This is a genomic window from Aeromonas sp., from assembly GCF_051657805.1.
GTDB lineage: Bacteria > Pseudomonadota > Gammaproteobacteria > Enterobacterales > Aeromonadaceae > Aeromonas.
In genome coordinates this window covers 39,283-56,390 of record NZ_JBOFLJ010000011.1, presented here as the reverse complement: position 1 = coordinate 56,390, position 17,108 = coordinate 39,283, and the positions used below count along the sequence as shown (strand labels likewise).

Here is a 17,108-nt window from a genome sequence, read left to right as displayed (position 1 = left end):
TGGATTGCCACAACAGGTGGCGTTTCAATATCACTATTCAAGGAAATTATCATGTCCAACAAAATGACTGGTACCGTTAAGTTCTTCAACGCTGAGAAAGGTTTTGGCTTCATCTCCCCGGCTGACGGCAGCAAAGACGTGTTCGTACACTTCTCCGCCATCCAGTCCAACGGTTTCAAAACCCTGGAAGAAGGTCAGCGTGTTGAGTTCACCATCGAGCAAGGCCAGAAAGGCCCGGCTGCTGCCAACGTAGTTGGTCTGTAATTCAAGCCAGGAAGCCTGGTCGTTCATCGACAGGACCTTCTGCATGAATTGAAAAAACCCGCCTCGGCGGGTTTTTTGTTGCCCCAATGCCAGCTTCTTCTCTCATTCTCCGCCCGATCCCAACCGCCCCTTATCCCCCAGACTAGTGCCACTCCCCTCTCACCCTCATCTGATCTCAATCCCATCAAATGCGATTAATTATCATTTACACACCTTGCCGTGCTGACTACAATGCCCGCCGAACTCGGGACTAAATCCAATTGAGCCTTATCGCCCCTGGACACCGGCAGGCTAGGTCACCGAGTCGATCATGGATGAATCCCATTTTCCCACTCACAGAGTTCAGGCCAAGATGACAACGATCCCTCCTCACAAGCTGACCCCCCTCATTCTCGCGTCCCTCGCCGTCCCTGCCTATGCAGCCGAACCCGAGGTCATGGTCGTGACCGCCTCCGGCTTCCAGCAGAAGATCGAGGACACGGCGGCCTCCATCTCGGTGGTGACCCGTGAACAGCTGGAGAAGCGTGCCTATCGGGACGTCACCGACGCCCTGAAGGACGTGCCCGGCGTGGTGATCACCGGCGGGGGCAGCAGCAGCGACATCAGCATCCGCGGCATGGGCTCGAAGTACACCCTGATGCTGGTCGACGGCAAGCGGGTCGACAGCCGCGGTACCCGCCCCAACAGCGACGGTCCCGGCATAGAGCAGGGCTGGCTGCCTCCGTTGCAGGCCATAGATCGCATCGAGGTGGTGCGCGGTCCCATGTCATCCCGCTACGGCTCGGATGCCATGGGGGGCGTCATCAACGTCATCACCCGCAAGACCAGCAGCATGAGCGCCTGGCAGGGCTCCCTCCATGCGGACTCCACCTTCCAGGAGAACAAGGCGTCCGGCGACATCTTCCAGACCGACGGCTACACGGCGGGCAACCTGGTGGATGGGCTGCTGGGGATGCGCCTGAATGGCCAGCTCTCCCACCGGGGAGAGGATCAGTTCCAGAACGGCTTCGCCGAACAGGAGACGAAAAGCGGCACCGCCGTGTTCAGCCTGACGCCGGATACACACAATGGCTTCGACTTCGAGGTCAGCCGCTCCCTGCAGGATAGAGACCGCACCCCGGGCGAATCCCTGCCGGCCAAGTCCAAGCCCAGTCTGAACACCTACGAGCGCACCAACTACGCCATCACCCACAACGGCCAGTACGACTTCGGCTCATCCACCAGCTATCTGCAGCGGGAAGAGAACACCAACCCCGGCCGCCAGATGAAGATGATCAACAGCATCGCCGACACCCACACCCAGTTCATTCTGGGGGATCACTACCTGAGCCTCGGCGGCCAGTACCGTTACGAGGATCTGCAGGATCAAGGCAATCAGCTCAACGTGAGCAACCGGGCCAGCCAGCTGACCCGCTGGAGCTGGGCCCTCTTCCTGGAAGATGAGTGGTCCCTGACGGACAGCTTCGCCCTGACCGGCGGGGTCCGCATGGATCAGGATCAGAACTACGGCACCCACTGGAGCCCTCGCCTCTACGGGGTCTGGCACCCGGCGGAATTCTGGACCCTGAAGGGCGGGGTCTCGACGGGCTATCGCTCCCCCGATCTGCGCATGTCGGCGGCCAACTGGGGCCAGGCCACCGGCGGAGGCACCCAGGATGGCATCCTGGTCGGCAATCCGGATCTCAAGCCGGAGACCAGCGTCAGCGAGGAGATTGCCCTGCTATGGGACGGTCGCGAAGGGCTCAGCGCCAGCCTGACCCTGTTCAACACCGACTTCGAGGACATGCTCTCCGAGATCCGTCGCTGCTCCAGCAAGACAGACCCGTCCTGCACCCTCAATGGGCATACCTACGACTTCATCAGCGACCGCATCAACGTCGAAAAGGCGAACATGCGCGGGTTGGAGAGCACGGCCAACTGGGCCATCAATGAGGATTGGTCCCTGGCCTCCAGCTACACCTATACCCAGTCCGAGCAGAAGAGTGGCCCCATGGAAGGCAAACCGCTGAACCAGATGCCCCGCCACATGTTCAACGCCTCGGTCGACTGGCAGACCACCGCGGATGTCAGCCTCTGGTCCAGGGTCAACTTCCGCAGCAAGACCTCCGACTACCTGAGCCGCACCCGGATGGCCGAAGGCACCCCCTCCTACACCTTCTTCGACACCGGCCTGGTCTACAAGGCCAATCAACACCTCAACGTCACCGCCGGCGTCTACAACCTGTTCGACAAGACGGTGGATTACGGCAGCTACGGTACCGTGCTGGACGGTCGCCGCTACAATCTGGGGATGACCTACCAGTTCTGATGACCAGCGCCGCCACAGCGATAAATAAAGAGGGCGCCCTGGACGCCCTCTTTTTCACCATCCGTCTTCACAATGGCAGGCGGATCCTCGCCTCCAGCCCACCGCCGTCTCTATTGTGCAGGGTCAGCTCCCCGCCATGCTGGTGCACCAGGGTGCGGGCGATGGCGAGCCCCAGCCCCACGCTGCCGGACTCCGTATTGCGAGCCCCGTCGAGGCGCACGAAGGGCTTGAACACCTCCTCCAGCTGGCCCGGATCTATGCCGGGCCCCCGATCGCAGACCCGGATCAGCAGCTCGCTGTCGGTGCGCTCGAGGGAGACCTCGGCGCTGCCCGCATACTTGATGGCGTTGCCGATGAGGTTCTGCAGCACCCGGCGCAGGGTGTTGGCACGGCAGGCGTAGACCTGCTTGCCCTCGGCCAGGCAGGTGACCGGCTGGCCCGTGTCCGCATAGTCGTCACACAGGCTTTCCAGCAGGCTCACCAGATCCAGCTCCCGGGTCGCCTCCTGCAGCCCCTCCTCCCGGGCGAAGCTCAGGGTCGCCGCCAGCATCTGCTCCATCTGCTGCAGGGTCTGCTGGAAGCGCTCCTTGTCCTCCCCATCCGCCAGAAACTCGCTGCGCAGCCGCAGGCTGGTGATGGGGGTGCGCAGGTCGTGGGAAATGGCGGCCAGCATGCGGGTCCTGTCCTGCACGAAGCGATCGAGCCGGGTGTGCATCCGGTTGAAGGCCTGGATAGACTCGCGGATCTCCGTCGGCCCGGCTTCCCGCAGCGGCTCTATGTCCTCTCCTCGCCCCAGCCGATCCGCGTTGGCCGCCAACTGCTTGAGCGGTTGGGTGGCGCGGCGGAACAGCCAGATCATCAGGCCGATCACCAGGCTCGCCACCAGCAGCAGGTTGAGGGTGGTCTGCCAGGACCAGCTCGCCGACTCCTTGTCCACCAGGGAGCTGAATTGCAGCCAACCGCCATTGGGCAGCTGGATGGAACCGTAGAGCCGCATGTCCTGGGGCGGCGGCATGCCGCTGCGATCCTTCATCATGCGGTTATGATGACGCCAGGCCTGGCTGCGCTGGAACTCCTGCTTGAGCTCGGCGCTGATCTCCACCGCCAGCTGGGGCGGATAGTCCAGCTTGGCCCGCACCAGCTTCTCGAAGCGGGGGCTGCGGTTGTCCGGTTGCAGCGGCTCGTCGGAGAGGCGCAGCAACAGGGTCTCGCTGCGGCTCGCCTTGAGGATCTCGTGATAGAGGGAGGGGGGAGACAGGGTGAGCAGGCGCACTACAGAGATGATGCGCTGCATGGCGTTGCGGCTGTTGACGTAGCCGAGGGCCTCTTCCCGGTCGGAACGATAGATCTGGATGCTGAGCAACTGGATCAACACCAGCCCGGCCAGGGCCACCAGCACGATCTGGCCGGTCAGCCCCTTGGGCCACAGCCGGGAAAAAAATTTCTTGAACGTACTCACCCTTTACTCCTGGGTCACGTCGGCGGCGAACAGGTAGCCACCACCCCAGATGGTCTTGATGAGCTCGGGGTTCTTGGGATCCCGCTCCAGCTTGCGCCGCAGCCGGCTCACCAGGGTGTCGATGGCGCGATCGAAGGCCACCGCCTCCCGGCCGCGGGCCAGATCCAGCAGTTGATCCCGACTCAGCACCCGCTGGGGACGCTCGAGGAACACCTTCAGCAGATCGAACTCGGCGGTGGAGAGGCTCATCCCCACCCCCTCTTCATCTACCAACTCCCGGCGATGGATGTCCAGCAGCCAGCGATCGAAGCGCAGATCCCGGGTCAGGGCCTCAGGGGCGGATTGCGGCTCGGCCTGGGTGCGGCGCATCACTGCCTTGATCCTCGCCAGCAGCTCGCGGGGGTTGAACGGCTTGGCGAGGTAGTCATCGGCCCCCATCTCCAGCCCTATGATGCGGTCCGTCTCCTCCCCCATGGCGGTGAGCATGATGATGGGCAGGCTGGATTTCACCCTCAGCTCGCGGCACAGGGTCAGTCCATCCTCCCCCGGCATCATCAGGTCCAGCACCAGCAGGTCGAATTCCCGCTCCTCCAGCAGGCGCTTCATCTCCTTGCCGTCGCGGGCACAGCTGACCCGCATCCCGTGCTGTTCCAGAAAGCGCTTGAGCAGATCGCGGATCTCGCTGTGGTCATCCACCACCAGGATATGAGGGCTGCCTTGGTTCATCATTGTTCTCCCATGTTCGAGCTGGAGCGATTATACGAAAATCAACCGGGCGGATTATGTCAAAGTGTGCCGTAGCGCCAAGATGCCACACTCTGCTACAAAATAGGCCTCAACTGGCAAATTTCAGACACTTCCTCGGTGTTTACTGAGTACCAAGGCGAACGAGCCGAATCCCATATTCATCCGAAAGGAGTTACCCATGAAAAAGCTGACCAAGACCCTGCTGACCGCCACCCTGATCCTCGGCCTGCCGCTCGGCGCCTACGCCGCCAGCGAAGCCGTGAGTACCGCTCAGCCGGGCACCCCCATGATGAGCGACTGCCCCATGAAGGATGGCAAGCACCACGGTGGCCGCCACGACAAGATGGCCCGCATGCAGAACATGACCCCGGAGCAGATCCAGGCTCACCTGCAGCAGCGCTACGACAAGATTGAAGATCCGGCCAAGAAAGCCGAGTTCGTGAAGAATCTGGAGCTGCGCGCCGACGGCATGACCAAACACGCCGAGGTGATGAAGCAGTTTGCCGAAGCGAACAAATAAGTCTCTTCGACAACCAACGAGGGTGGCCCAGGCCACCCTCTGTCGTTTCTGCCGCCCCACACAACGGGGTCGGCGGTGAACGCCACCCAGCAAAAAGGGGCCATCAGGCCCCTGCTTCGTATCGTCAATCAGACTTATGCCTTGGCCTTGTCGGCCAGGTTCAGGGTCTTGACGGTCTCCCCTTCGAACTTGATGACCACCGTCTTCTGGGCCACTTCCGCATCCTTGAACAGGGTCTTGGAGGTCTCCGCCAGCATGGGGGATACCTTGTTCAGGGCGCCCAGATCATAGGTCCAGACTTCCAGACCGGCTTCGGTCTGGGTGCTCAGCGGGGCTCCCAGCTTGGCCTTGATGGCCTCCTTGTTGGAGCCGCCTTCCTTGATGTCCAGGGCGCGCTTGACCGCGGCATTGGTGGCGTCGTCCATGGCGCTACCGGCCATCTCCTTGGCGCTGCTGGTCAGGCTGCTGGTCACGGTATCGGTCAGGGAGTCCATCAGGCCGGCGTGGGCAAACAGCGGCATTGCGGTCAGGGCAATCAGGAGGCACTTCTTCATCAAGATACATCTCACAGGTATGAAAAGAGCGCGCATCAGACCAGCGAGTGGGGGCGGCGTCAAGTCGATACCTTGGTCAAGCCGCATCCGGGGGGGCATCGCCACCATGGCGGTCCTCAGCCCGCCCTGTTCCTAGCCACAGAGCCGATCCTTGCCCGCCAGCTTGGCCCGGTAGAGCGCCCCGTCCACCCTCGCCATCAGTTGCGTCAGGGCCTCGTCGGATTGGGATTCGACCAGCCCGAAGCTCAGGGTGACGGGATCCCGCTCCATCACCCGCAGATGCCCGAGTCGCAGGCGCAGCTTCTCGGCCACCAGCAGGGCATCCGCCAGTCGGGTATTGGGCAGGATCAACATGAACTCGTCGCCACCCCAGCGGGCGAGCAGATCGATCTCGCGGATCCCGCTCCGGGCCACCCGGACTATGTCGATCAGGGTCTGATCACCCACCCCGTGACCATGGTTGTCATTGATCTGCTTGAAGTCATCCACGTCCATGGCGATCACGGAGAAGGGCTCGTGGAAGCGCCTTGCCCGCTCGTGCTCCAGCCGGATCGCCTGCTCCAGCCGATAGCGGCTGGCGGCGCCCGTCAGCACGTCCGTCTCCGCCAGTCGACGATTCTCCTCCACCTGATGCTGCAACGCCCGGTTGAGGCGCTCCAGCTCGGCGGTGCGCTCGGCGACCTGCTGTTCCAGGCTGCGGTTTTGCCGCTCCAGCCGCACACAGAGTTCACGTTGGGCATGAATGTCCCGATGGGCCCCTATCATCCGGGCCACCGAACCATCCGGGTTGAGCCCTATGATGCGACCGGAATCCTCAATCCAGCGGTACTCCCCATTGCGGCAGCGGCAACGATACTCGGCCCTGTAGTCGGAGGCCTTGCCGTTCAGGCAGGCATCGAAGCAGGTCATGACATGAGCCAGATCGTCGGGGTGGATGACGCTCTCCCAGGTGAACACAGTGTTGTCCAGGGAGTGGGGATCGTATCCCAGCATCAGATACCAGCCGGCATTGCGGTAGACGAACCCCGTGTTGGCATTCCAATCCCAGATCCCTTCGCTGATCACCTCGAGAATGCCGTGTACCACGGCCTCATTGAGATCCGAGATCCTTATCCCACCCGTCTCTTGTTCCATAACAGACCATCCTTGTCCTCTCGCAGCCCCCATCCGGTAGCAGGCCTGGCATTGAGTGTAGAAGCCTTGGCCCCACTAGGATCATGGCTCACACTCCGTGCGGGTTCAGCTCGCTTCGATCGCCGACTCGCATTTCCCTCTAGCAGCAAAGGCAGGCTTATCTCGCATTACCCTCGGCAGTGTGGAGGGGGGAGAAAATGACCGCCCACCTCAAGCAGCTCAAAAGCGCCGAAGTCAAACACCTGGAGACCCCAGTTGGACCCGTAATAGCTATGACGAGAGCACCTTCCCCGCCCCTGAAGGAAACCGAATGGAACCTACCGCATGACCCATGGAATCGACACAAGTGGGCCAAAGAACAGGCTGGCTGCCCGGTTAGCGCTTTCGGCTTATCCGTAGTGTGGGAGCTCATCGCCTCCTGCAGTGGCAGACACGGGTTCGGCAAAGTACTCCCTGTATGCGCAGCCTAAGTACAGACAACGGCCTGGATGGATCCTCGACGCCGCTCCCGGATAGCGGCATCAATATAGATTGAAAAATGATACGGCCTGGGTAGATGGATATAGCGGCTTAGTGCTGAGTTGTAGCACCCCGCGAAATAGCGGGGCGTTGGATTCCACCGAGAAAAAAGCCGTCAATCAGCCCGGATCACGGCCAGCGGAATTGACTGCGCGACCCGCAGATGCCCTGCATGATTGAGATGAAGGTGATCCCCGGAATCATATTGCGCGCTGAGCTGCGAAATGCATTCCGGATCCCGTACCAGCAGATCGCTGTCAATAACAACATCAAACTCCCCGCTGGTGCGCATCCAGTGATTCACCTCCTGCCGGACAACCTCTTTTTCAGGCTGATAAAAGCCCTCAATGCCATACTCACCGGTTCCCCGTAGCGGTACCAGGGTTACACCTGTCATGCGGATATGGTATTCCCGCGCCATCGCCAGTAATTGCCGATAGCCGTTGATAAGCTCTGCTGCCGACGGCAGCGGATGTTCCGGATCCAGTGCCGTACCCGCCAAGCCGATATCATTCAGCCCGACCTGCACGATACAGGCGGTGACACCGGGCTGCTCAAGCACATCACGCTCAAAACGTGACAAGGCAGAGATGCCGACACCGTCTTTCAGTAACCGGGAACCCGACTGCCCGGCATTCACCACGGCAATATTGTCGGCAATAAAGCGCTCTGCCAAAAAATCCGTCCAGCGGCCATAGGTGTCCATGTCCACGCCGTTACCATCCACCATAGAGTCGCCGATAACGACCAGAGTGCTGCCCGCAGACTCCGGTTGAACCTGCACACTTTCAACCAGAAAACGGGAGCTGATTTTCTGACCGTCGCCGGCGTCTTCCTTGATGGCCCGATTACCCAGCTCAAGCAACGAAAAATGACGGGCATCCCAGTGGAAGGTATTGACCGGTATCGGTTCCGGCAGATAGGTCCGCAGAGTGATCACTGATAATGACGGAATATGCAGTGAAATTTCATCGCTGCACAGAATCCCCCCCGCAGGAATGGTCGCCCCGATTTGTCCGTCAAAGGTAACAGGCAGGGCGCTGCACAGATCAGGCACGGACATATAGCTCTCGCCCATGACCAGCGGCTGCGCACCATAACGGTTGGAGAAGATCAGCCGCAGCTTTTGGCCACCCCGGCTGATGCGCAATGCCTGCCTGAGTGTCTGATCCCCATGAATGACCGGTATGTCCGACGGAAAGGGAAACGCCTCTCCTGAGGCAGGCTGAGAGGTCGATAGCCAGCTGCATATCCATTCGTCGCGCATTGGCAGGACTGAAGGCACTGAATAGGGCATCAGAAATTCTCCTGAAATTAATGCGCGGCCGGCGGGATCGTCATGGCATCGAACGTATGCATGGCGATCTCTGTCATGGCCATCAGACGCGCCCGGCTGACACCATCCCGGGCCTGGATGGAGATCCCGTGAAACAGGGTCGCCAGATAATCCCCGAGCGCCTGGATATCGGTGTTTTCCGGCAGATCGCCGGACTCAACCCCCTGCCGGATGCGTTCTACCATGCCGTCAATCCGCTCCCGGCGGTAACCGGCCAGCCATGCCATGATCTCTTCATTGTCACGGCCATAGTTGGTCAGCGACAACACCACCATACAACCGTGCGGCCTATCGTCTCGGGTGTAGTTTTCAACTGCATTTACAAGCAGTTGCCTGACAGCCTGGCGGGTGTTCGGCTGTGATAGGGCGGCGTCTGCAAAAGCACCTTCTTCGGCCAGATAATGCGCTATCGCCTCACGGAAAAGATTCTCCTTTGAGCCGAAGGCGGCATAAATACGGGCAGAAGCAATCCCCAGTGCGGCAACCAGATCAGACAGGGATGTCCCTTCATAGCCACGCTGCCAGAACACCTCCTTTGCTTTGCGCAATGCCTCTTCACGATCGAACTCTCTTGGTCTGCCAGCCATAACACACTCTCCGAATAAGTCATCTCGGATAAAGGCTACCAGTTCATTGTCGACTAACAAAGAATTATTTTTTGTTGATTGACAAAAATTGAGAGACCCTCTTAACCTATTCACTGTTGATCGACAAACAATAGGTGCCGCCGCAGCTAACACAGGCTCTGTCTTGGGCCTGCTGCGGGTATTTTTTATCAATCATTCAGACGGAAAAGGTATGAACACATCACTCATCAGGGCATTGCTGGCAGCCGTCATGCTGCTCCCATTCCATGGCGCTGCCGTCGCGGCAACTGCACAAGGCGCGGCAGCGACATCGGCAACAACGCAGGTTAACGAGGCAGATTTTCAGCATCGGTATGTGGACGTTGCGGGGCAGAAGATGCATTACGTGACGGTGGGAAAGGGGGAGCCCGTGTTACTGATCCCGGGCTGGCCGCAGACCTGGTATGCATGGCGTCATGTGATGACCCGGCTCGCAGCCGAAGGCTATATGGCGATAGCGGTTGATCCGCCGGGCACCGGTTATTCCGCACGGCCGACCACGGGTTATGATACCGGGGCGGTGGCAACCACATTGCACAGGATGATGAATCAGCTGGGCCATAAACAATATTCGGTGGTCGGTCACGACATCGGCATGTGGGTGGGTTATGCGCTGGCAAGTGACTATCCCGCGGACATTAAACGAATCGCATTAACCGAGGCCGTGATTCCGGGTCTGGCGCCGGCGCCGTCCATCTTTGTCGATCCGCAGGAGAATATTTTCCTCTGGCATTTTATGTTTAATCAGGTACAGGACTTGCCGGAAATGCTGACGGCCGGTAAAGAACGGGAATATCTGAATTTTATTTTTGACCACTGGTCTTATCGTCGTGATCGCGTCGCAGCACAAACCTATATCGATGCTTATTCTTCACCGGGCGGGCTACGTGCAGGATTTGCCTATTACCGGGCGATCCCGCAAACCATTCAGCAGAACAAACAGCGGGCCGAGAAAAAGTTGATGATGCCGGTTCTGGCAATAGGTGCAGACCATGCCACCCGTGATGCACCACAGCAGACGATGCAGGGAAGAGCGGTGAATTTGCAGGGCGCTATGCTCAGCGAATGCGGTCACTTTGTAACGGAAGAGTGCCCGGAGCAGCTGATGACAGTGTTACTACCATTTTTGAAAAAATAAATACGCTGCTAATTTATGAGCGATATCAAAACAAGCCTCCGACTCGGGGGCTTTATTCTTTATGGCCGGAATAAGCAGACCTGATATTTTTCACGCTGGTTCAGCGTGGCATTCTATTGGCTAAGCGTAATTGGAAGGCGGAAGCAGGATTTCTCCCTTCTCCCCTTGCGGGAGAAGGGTTGGGGATGAGGGGCGGCAATATCATTGTCGTTATAGATGAGAATTAAATAAGCGGCGCGCCTATTGCCCTTTATAACAGGGAGGCATCCAGTCTGAGTCGATAAAAATCCGTCTCTTCGTGCTTCGGATTGGGGCGCAAGAATACCCAGCCAAATCGGCGATAGTGATTGATGGCCCGCAAGTTGGTACGACTGACGGAAAGCATTACCCATTGGCAGTCTGTAATGCGCAACTGGTGTCGGATATATGCCTGCAGTTCGGTGGCCAAGCCAGTGCCCCGATACTCGGGAAACAGATAAATCAGTTGCACATAGCCCGTCTCGGGTTCATCAGATACGCTTCGAAACTCCAATTGGCCGACGATCTTGCCGTCTACCCAAATATGGCGGTAAAACCACTCGGTCTGTGCTTGCCGTTCCAAGATGCGTTCCCGATAGCCGGAGATAAATTCGGCAAAACCATCATAAGTATCGAAGCTGCAGAAATAGGCATCCCTGCGCGCTTCGACACAAAGCTCGAAGTCTCTTTCCAGATTTATTTCTTTAAATTCAATCTGCAATGGCGACCTCCTGCCGCTCTACTGAAACTTGGTGATAGAGCCTTCAGGCCTCATCACTCCCCCAACCGCTGTGCCAATCCCGAATACCGCTCGGTCTTTTTCCGCACCGCCTGTGCCAGCAGGGCGCGATCGCCGTAGAGAGCGAGGCGGGCCTTGGCGCGGGTGATGCTGGTGTAAACCAGCTCGCGGGTGAGCAGGGGGCTGGGGCCGTCCGGCAACACCAATACGGTATGGGCAAACTCCGAGCCCTGGGATTTGTGGATGGTCATGGCGTAGACGGTCTCGTGAGGGGGTAAGCGGCTCGGCAACAATGAGCGCAGGCTGCCGTCCGGCTGCTCAAACCACACCTTCAATCGGCCGGTGTCATCCGGCAGGCAGAGCCCCATGTCGCCGTTGTAGAGGCCGATGCCGTGATCGTTGCGCACCACCATCACAGGGCGGCCCGCATACCAGTCGCCATCCCGCTGGATAAGGCCGGCCTTGGACAGGGCGAGCTCGAGGCGCTGATTCAAACCCTCCACCCCGAAGGGGCCGTCCCGCAGGGCGCAGAGGATCTGAAAGCCGTTGAACGCCCCGAACACGGCGGCGGGATCCTGCCCCTCCCGGGCCGCCTTGAGATAAGCGCCGTACCCTGCCACCCCCAGGGCGATCAGCCCCTCATAGGCATCCCCCACCCAGGGATGCAGGCTGATGTCGTTAAAGCCCTGCCCCCAGACCGCCTCCAGAGCCGCAACATCGCCGTCATTGCAGGCCCGTGCCAGCTGGCCTATGCCGGAGTGTTTGTCGAATCGCCAGCTCTTGGTTAACAGGCAGAGACTGTCCCGCACAGGGGCGCCGGTGGGCGAGCCCTGCAACCGGTAGCCGGTCTGGCGGGAGAGCCAATCCGCCTGCCCTAGGCTGATACCCTGAGAGATGAAGCTGCAGATGTCGCCGAGCACGGCCCCGGCCTCCACCGAGGCGAGCTGATCCTTGTCGCCGAGCAAAATCAGACGAGCAGACTTGGGCAGCGCGTCCAAGAGGCGCGCCATCATGGGCAAGTCCACCATGGAGGCCTCATCCACCACCAGCAGGTCCAGGTGCAGCGGGTTGCCCTTGTGATGGCGGAACTGGCTGCGACCCGGGATCACCCCGAGCAACCGGTGCAAGGTGCCCGCCTCGGTGGGAATGGCCGTCACCACCTCGGGGGTCAGATCCAGCGCCTGCAAGGCGCTGCCGATACTCTCGGTGAGCCTTGCCGCCGCCTTGCCGGTGGGCGCCACCAGCCGGATCGCCGGGGCCTTGCCCTGCTGCAGGCCGGTCTCCACCAGGATGGCCAGCAGCTTGGCGACCGTGGTGGTCTTGCCGGTGCCGGGGCCGCCGGAGATGACCGCGAAGGGGCGTGCCGCCGCCGTGGCCGCCGCCAGCTTCTGGCCGTTGCAGCAGAGCGCCTCCGGCACCAGCATATCCAACGCGCTCAGCTCGCTCGCCGCCTGGGCGCGGGCCAGCAGGGCCTCCACCTCGGGCCAATTCACCTCATCCGGGTACACCAGATCCAGGTACTTCTCCACAAACTGGGGGGCGGAGAAGTCCGGCGCTAGGCGCGCCTTGAGCAGGGCCGTGAAGATCTGGCCATAGTCGCGGGCAAACAGGCGCGACAGGGCTGGTGCTATGTCCGGCCATTCCGCTCGCTCGCTCAAGGCGCTCAGGTGGCGAGCCACCCCTTGCTCGTGATCGTGGTAGCGGGTGAGGTAGAGCCGCCCCTGCCACAGCCGCAGCGGCCAGCGCGGCGCTTCCCCCTCGCTTCCCTCCAGGCCCACCAGCGGACTCTCGGCAAACAGCGCGGGCCAGCGGGATGGATCGGCAAGATCCTGCAGCAGATCCCGGCTCTGCTCGGGATCCAGCCCGAACGGGCGCCAGGATCCCTGATCCTTGCCATCTTTCACCAACAGCGCCAGCGGCAGGCAGACGTGGCCGCGACCCAGCTCGTAACAGGCGAGCGCCGCCCCCAACACCAGCTCGGGACCGGCGCCGAGATCCGCCAGCAGCCTGGCAAATTGCAGATCCAGCTGACGAATGCGGCCCGCCAGGGCCAGTTGTTTCAAGCGTTCGATCATTGCTGTGCCCGTCATGCATCCGCCTTGTTCAACTCAATTAAACGATGATCATCAGGCATCACACCTTTACTAAACAACTCGTCGAGCCCCAGCACCAGATCCCGACTCGGACGGGTGTGGAAAACGCCACCCTGTGGCATGCCCCGCAGGAAGAGGTAATAGACACCGCCAAAGTGCTGGTCGAAGTCGTAACCCGGCAGCCGCAGCGTGAGCAGCCGGTGCAGTGCGAGGGAATAGAGCTGGTATTGCAGGTCGTAGCGATGTTCCTGCATGGCCCGCTCCAGCGCCGGGCGGCCGTAATCCGCCGGGCTCATGCCGAGGTGGTTGGATTTATAGTCGAGCAGATACCAGCGCCCCTGCCACTCGAACACCAGATCGATAAAGCCCTTGAGCATCCCCTGTACTGTACTGAAACTTAAGGGTTTATTGCCCGCCGACAGAGGGTCGAGGCGCTGACACAGCGTGGTGAGATCCTTTGCCGTCACCCGCTCCATGGGCAGGAAGAACTCCAGCTCCACCTGCTTGCGCTCGGCGCTCAGGTCGCGCAGCCGCACCGGCTCCCCAAACCCCGTCTCGAGTTGGGTATCCAGCACGGCCTCCACCTGCTGTTGCAACACCGGGGCCCAGCTCTCGTCGAACCCCTCCTGGGTCAGCAAGGTGGCTATATGGGCGCACAGCTCCTCCCCTTGTGCGCTTTGGAAGTCGATGGTCTCGAACAGGCTGTGCAGCAGGGTGCCGGGGCGCGCCCCCTTGGGGAAGCTGAAGATGGAGAGCTGAGGCGCCTCCTCCGGCAGCGGGACGGCCGCCTCGGTCACCACCTCGTCATCGAAGCCGGGGTTGGCCAGCACCCCCTTGCCGTGCCCCAGGCCCTGGGCCGCGAGGCCGGAGTAGGAGCTGATCCACCAGTCCCGCTCCAGTCTCCCCTCGAAGCGGCGCACCAGGGGCTCACCGAGGGAGGTCTGCTCTGCTGGCAATGGGGCCGGGCGGGTGAGCGAGGGCTCACCGACCGCCACCCCGGGCAGGGCCTTGGCAAGCTCGTCGAGGGCCGTGCTCAGGGTCGAGGCATCGCCGGCTTCCCCTTGTTGCAGCAGGTAGCCGATGGCGGTGTGGTGCAGGTCGGTCTGCTCCGACTTGCCCGCGCCGGCGCGCACCGGTGCGAGCCCGAGCCAGGTGGCGTAGACCCCCCGGGTCAGGGCCACGTAGAGCAGCCGCAGGTCTTCGGCGAGGCGCTCCCTGTCGGCCTCGGCCAGGGATCCTTCCGCCTCGGTGAGATCCAGGATGGTGCGGTTCTGCCCCTCCACCTCGGCGTGATAGAGAGGCAGCTCGGCGGCGCGGTGGCTGCAGATGAAGGGCAGGAACACCAGGGGGTACTCCAGCCCCTTGGACTTGTGGATGGTAACTATCTGCACCAGCTTGCGCTCGGATTCGAGGCGCAGCACCTGCTCCGCCACCTGGCCGTTGGGGTGGTTGACCGCCTCCCCCAGCCAGCGCAGCAGGGCATATTCCCCGTCCAGCTCGCAGCTTGCCTGTTGCAACAGCTCGGCCAGATGGAGGAAGTTGGTCAGCCGGCGCTCCCCATAGGGACTCGCCAGCAGGGAGGCGGCCAGGTTGCGCCTGTGCAGCAGGGCCCGCAGCATGGCCAGCACCCCATTGCGGTGCCACAGCGACCGGTACTCCATAAACTCCTGCACCGCGCTCTCCCAGGCGCGCTCGTCCGAGGCGAGCTCATCCAGCGCCTTGGCATCGAGATCGAACAGGCCGGTGGCGAGCGCCGCCCTCAGGCTGCGCTCCTCGCTCGGGTTCTGGCAGGCGTGCAGGATCAGCAAGATCTCCCGTGCCTCCACTTGGGCCAGCACGCTCTCGCGATTCGACAGATAGACGGAAGCGATGGCGAGCCGCGCCAGCTCCTGCTGCACCAGTCGCCCCTCGGCGCCGGTGCGCACCAGCACGGCTATGTCCCCCGCCTTCAGCGGTGCCTCCCCAATCAGCGCCTCGCCCTCCCGGGCCAGGCTCAGCAGACGGTGGATCTCGGCGGCGGTGGCGCGGGCCATCAGGCTCTGGTACTCCCCCCGGTTGAAGGTGGGCTGGCCGCCAAGCTGCCAGCAGTGCAGCACGGGGGCGGCCTGCCCTGCCAGGGTCAGCGCCTTGCCCTTGCCCTGGGCCTCCACCGGCAGGAAGGGAATGTCCGCCTCATAGATGAAGGGATCCTTCGCCCGCTCGAACAGGCCGTTGACCGCCGTCACCAGGGCGGCGCTGGATCGGTAGTTGCGCCCGAGGGTGTAGTGGGCACTTACATTCCGGCGCGCCTGGATGTAGGTGAAAATATCGGCGCCACGAAAACCATAGATGGCCTGCTTGGGGTCACCGATCATCAGCAGCGCAGTATCCTGTTTTCCGCCATAGAGGCGGTGGAAGATGCGGTACTGCTGGGGGTCGGTGTCCTGGAATTCATCTATCATGGCGACCCTGTAGGTCGCCCGGATCCGCTCGCACAATCTCTCCCCGAGCCCGGAGCCGAGGGCTCCGTCGAGATCTTTAAGCAGGTCGTCGAACGAGAGCTGATGGGCCTGACGCTTGCTGGCCTGCATCCGCTCGCGCACCACCCGCGCCGCCCGCTGCAGGATCAGATCCCGGATGCCGGGGCGGCTCGCCAACAGAGCGTCGATCTCGCTGAACAGCGGCAGGGTCGGCACTGTGCCCCCTTTCTTCAGGTTCTCCTCCAGCACCTGCTGGCCGAAGCGTTCCAGCTCCTTGGGGATGGCGTAGCCGCTGGCGGGATCCGAAGCCCAGTCGGCTATCTTGCCGAGCCAGCCTTCGTAGTTCTTGCCGGTGTAGCGGCTGATCTGGCCATCGGTCTGGCGGCGGATCTCGTCGACCTGCGCCAGCCACTGCGCCTTGATCCCTTCGATGCGGGCCATGGCCTGCCGATGGCGCTCGGCCAGCGTCTCGTCCCCCAGGGCCGGCAGGATGGCCAGCTCGCTGTTGTCGAGCCAGCCGTTCATCTCCCGCAGCAGGGCAGCAGGGCTTGGCCAGAGCTTGCGCACCGCCCGGGCCAGGGCCTCGTCCACCGGGTAGAACTCGGCACGCCAGTAGTCACTCACCGCCTGCAGCCGCAGCTGGCTGTCGTCGGTCAAAAATTCGGTTTCAAACAGGGCGCCAGATTCGAAGGCGTTCTGTTTGAGCATGCGCTGGCAGAAGCCGTGGATGGTGAACACGGCCGCCTCGTCCATCTGCCGCTCGGCCGCCAGCAGTCGGCGCGCCGCGAGCTCGTGATCCTCGACCTCTGCCAGCAGACCCGCCAGCAGGGGATCCTTGTCCGGCTCGGGGATGCTGCCACGCAGGAAGGCGAGGCGCGCCTCATGGATACGGGCGCGGATCCGCCCGCGCAGCTCGGCGGTGGCGGCCTCGGTAAAGGTCACCACCAGGATCTCGGTCACCGACAGGGGCCGCTCGTGGGCGCAGGGCTGGCCCGCCTCCTCTCCATCTGCCATCACTGGGCCATGGCCCAGCAAGAGGCGCAGGTAGAGACCGGCGATGGTGTAGGTCTTGCCGGTGCCGGCGGAGGCTTCGATCAGGCGCTCGCCATGGAGGGGAAAGCGCAGGGTATTCAGGGTCTTGGCCATTATTCTCCCCTTCGCATCACGGCGCGCTCGCCACCCACAGGGCGAAGG

Annotated in this window: 13 protein-coding genes; 4 read left to right on the top strand and 9 right to left on the bottom strand. The window is 61.7% G+C overall.

Translation table 11 applies throughout. From position 1 onward, the window contains the following. Window positions 1-51 precede the first annotated feature (51 nt). Window positions 52-264: a transcription antiterminator/RNA stability regulator CspE gene (gene cspE, locus ACRCYW_RS05100; protein ID WP_349920739.1), complete on the top strand. Its 213-nt coding sequence runs from the start codon at window positions 52-54 to the stop codon at window positions 262-264. Window positions 265-616: 352 nt separating this feature from the next. Continuing rightward, the gene (locus tag ACRCYW_RS05095; RefSeq protein WP_438549077.1) at window positions 617-2,572 is read left to right on the top strand and encodes a ligand-gated channel protein; all 1,956 of its coding nucleotides are present in this window, start codon (window positions 617-619) and stop codon (window positions 2,570-2,572) included. A gap of 67 nt (window positions 2,573-2,639) precedes the next feature. Here the strand turns inward: ACRCYW_RS05095 and ACRCYW_RS05090 are convergent, their stop codons facing one another. Together ACRCYW_RS05090 and ACRCYW_RS05085 are read right to left on the bottom strand one after the other, a co-directional pair. Beyond that, a complete protein-coding gene (locus tag ACRCYW_RS05090; RefSeq protein ID WP_438549093.1) occupies window positions 2,640-4,001 on the bottom strand; it encodes an ATP-binding protein in 1,362 nt (453 codons plus the stop codon). A gap of 33 nt (window positions 4,002-4,034) precedes the next feature. Next, window positions 4,035-4,757 carry a response regulator gene (locus tag ACRCYW_RS05085; protein WP_438549092.1) on the bottom strand — a complete coding sequence of 241 codons (723 nt, stop codon included), beginning with the start codon at window positions 4,755-4,757 and terminating at the stop codon, window positions 4,035-4,037. Window positions 4,758-4,956: 199 nt separating this feature from the next. On the opposite strand from ACRCYW_RS05085, the gene ACRCYW_RS05080 reads away from it, so the two are divergent. Then, complete coding sequence (locus ACRCYW_RS05080; protein ID WP_438549076.1) at window positions 4,957-5,298, top strand: hypothetical protein; 342 nt, start codon at window positions 4,957-4,959, stop codon at window positions 5,296-5,298. 134 nt (window positions 5,299-5,432) lie between these two features. Here the strand turns inward: ACRCYW_RS05080 and ACRCYW_RS05075 are convergent, their stop codons facing one another. The 4 genes from ACRCYW_RS05075 to ACRCYW_RS05060 form a co-directional block, all read right to left on the bottom strand. Next, entirely contained in the window at window positions 5,433-5,852 is a 420-nt protein-coding gene (locus ACRCYW_RS05075) for a hypothetical protein (RefSeq protein WP_438549075.1), read from the bottom strand. Window positions 5,853-5,984: 132 nt separating this feature from the next. Then, entirely contained in the window at window positions 5,985-6,986 is a 1,002-nt protein-coding gene (locus ACRCYW_RS05070) for a sensor domain-containing diguanylate cyclase (RefSeq protein ID WP_438549074.1), read from the bottom strand. 634 nt (window positions 6,987-7,620) lie between these two features. Further along, on the bottom strand, window positions 7,621-8,802 hold the full coding sequence (locus ACRCYW_RS05065) for an SGNH/GDSL hydrolase family protein (RefSeq protein ID WP_438549073.1): 1,182 nt from the start codon (window positions 8,800-8,802) through the stop codon (window positions 7,621-7,623). 17 nt (window positions 8,803-8,819) lie between these two features. Next, entirely contained in the window at window positions 8,820-9,428 is a 609-nt protein-coding gene (locus tag ACRCYW_RS05060; protein ID WP_438549072.1) for a TetR/AcrR family transcriptional regulator, read from the bottom strand. A 211-nt stretch (window positions 9,429-9,639) separates the two neighbouring features. Between ACRCYW_RS05060 and ACRCYW_RS05055 the strand changes: the two genes are divergently transcribed. After that, window positions 9,640-10,605 carry an alpha/beta fold hydrolase gene (locus ACRCYW_RS05055; RefSeq protein ID WP_438549071.1) on the top strand — a complete coding sequence of 322 codons (966 nt, stop codon included), beginning with the start codon at window positions 9,640-9,642 and terminating at the stop codon, window positions 10,603-10,605. 250 nt (window positions 10,606-10,855) lie between these two features. Here the strand turns inward: ACRCYW_RS05055 and ACRCYW_RS05050 are convergent, their stop codons facing one another. The 3 genes from ACRCYW_RS05050 to recB are packed head-to-tail and all read right to left on the bottom strand — an operon-like array spanning window position 10,856 to window position 17,060. Beyond that, window positions 10,856-11,344, bottom strand: coding sequence for a GNAT family N-acetyltransferase (locus ACRCYW_RS05050; protein ID WP_438549070.1), 489 nt, complete (start codon window positions 11,342-11,344; stop codon window positions 10,856-10,858). Window positions 11,345-11,397: 53 nt separating this feature from the next. After that, window positions 11,398-13,452, bottom strand: coding sequence for an exodeoxyribonuclease V subunit alpha (recD, locus tag ACRCYW_RS05045; protein WP_438549069.1), 2,055 nt, complete (start codon window positions 13,450-13,452; stop codon window positions 11,398-11,400). Beyond that, a complete protein-coding gene (recB, locus tag ACRCYW_RS05040) occupies window positions 13,449-17,060 on the bottom strand; it encodes an exodeoxyribonuclease V subunit beta (RefSeq protein ID WP_438549068.1) in 3,612 nt (1,203 codons plus the stop codon). Before recB ends, recD begins: the two co-directional genes overlap by 4 nt. Window positions 17,061-17,108: the final 48 nt, after the last annotated feature.

Bases quoted from the DNA above. Each gene is read 5' to 3' on its own strand.
- cspE (WP_349920739.1), top strand. From the start codon at position 52: ATGTCCAACAAAATGACTGGTACCGTTAAGTTCTTCAACGCTGAGAAA.
- ACRCYW_RS05095 (WP_438549077.1), top strand. From the start codon at position 617: ATGACAACGATCCCTCCTCACAAGCTGACCCCCCTCATTCTCGCGTCC.
- ACRCYW_RS05085 (WP_438549092.1), bottom strand. From the start codon at position 4,757: ATGAACCAAGGCAGCCCTCATATCCTGGTGGTGGATGACCACAGCGAG.
- ACRCYW_RS05080 (WP_438549076.1), top strand. From the start codon at position 4,957: ATGAAAAAGCTGACCAAGACCCTGCTGACCGCCACCCTGATCCTCGGC.
- ACRCYW_RS05075 (WP_438549075.1), bottom strand. From the start codon at position 5,852: ATGAAGAAGTGCCTCCTGATTGCCCTGACCGCAATGCCGCTGTTTGCC.
- ACRCYW_RS05070 (WP_438549074.1), bottom strand. From the start codon at position 6,986: ATGGAACAAGAGACGGGTGGGATAAGGATCTCGGATCTCAATGAGGCC.
- ACRCYW_RS05065 (WP_438549073.1), bottom strand. From the start codon at position 8,802: ATGCCCTATTCAGTGCCTTCAGTCCTGCCAATGCGCGACGAATGGATA.
- ACRCYW_RS05060 (WP_438549072.1), bottom strand. From the start codon at position 9,428: ATGGCTGGCAGACCAAGAGAGTTCGATCGTGAAGAGGCATTGCGCAAA.
- ACRCYW_RS05055 (WP_438549071.1), top strand. From the start codon at position 9,640: ATGAACACATCACTCATCAGGGCATTGCTGGCAGCCGTCATGCTGCTC.
- recD (WP_438549069.1), bottom strand. From the start codon at position 13,452: ATGACGGGCACAGCAATGATCGAACGCTTGAAACAACTGGCCCTGGCG.
- recB (WP_438549068.1), bottom strand. From the start codon at position 17,060: ATGGCCAAGACCCTGAATACCCTGCGCTTTCCCCTCCATGGCGAGCGC.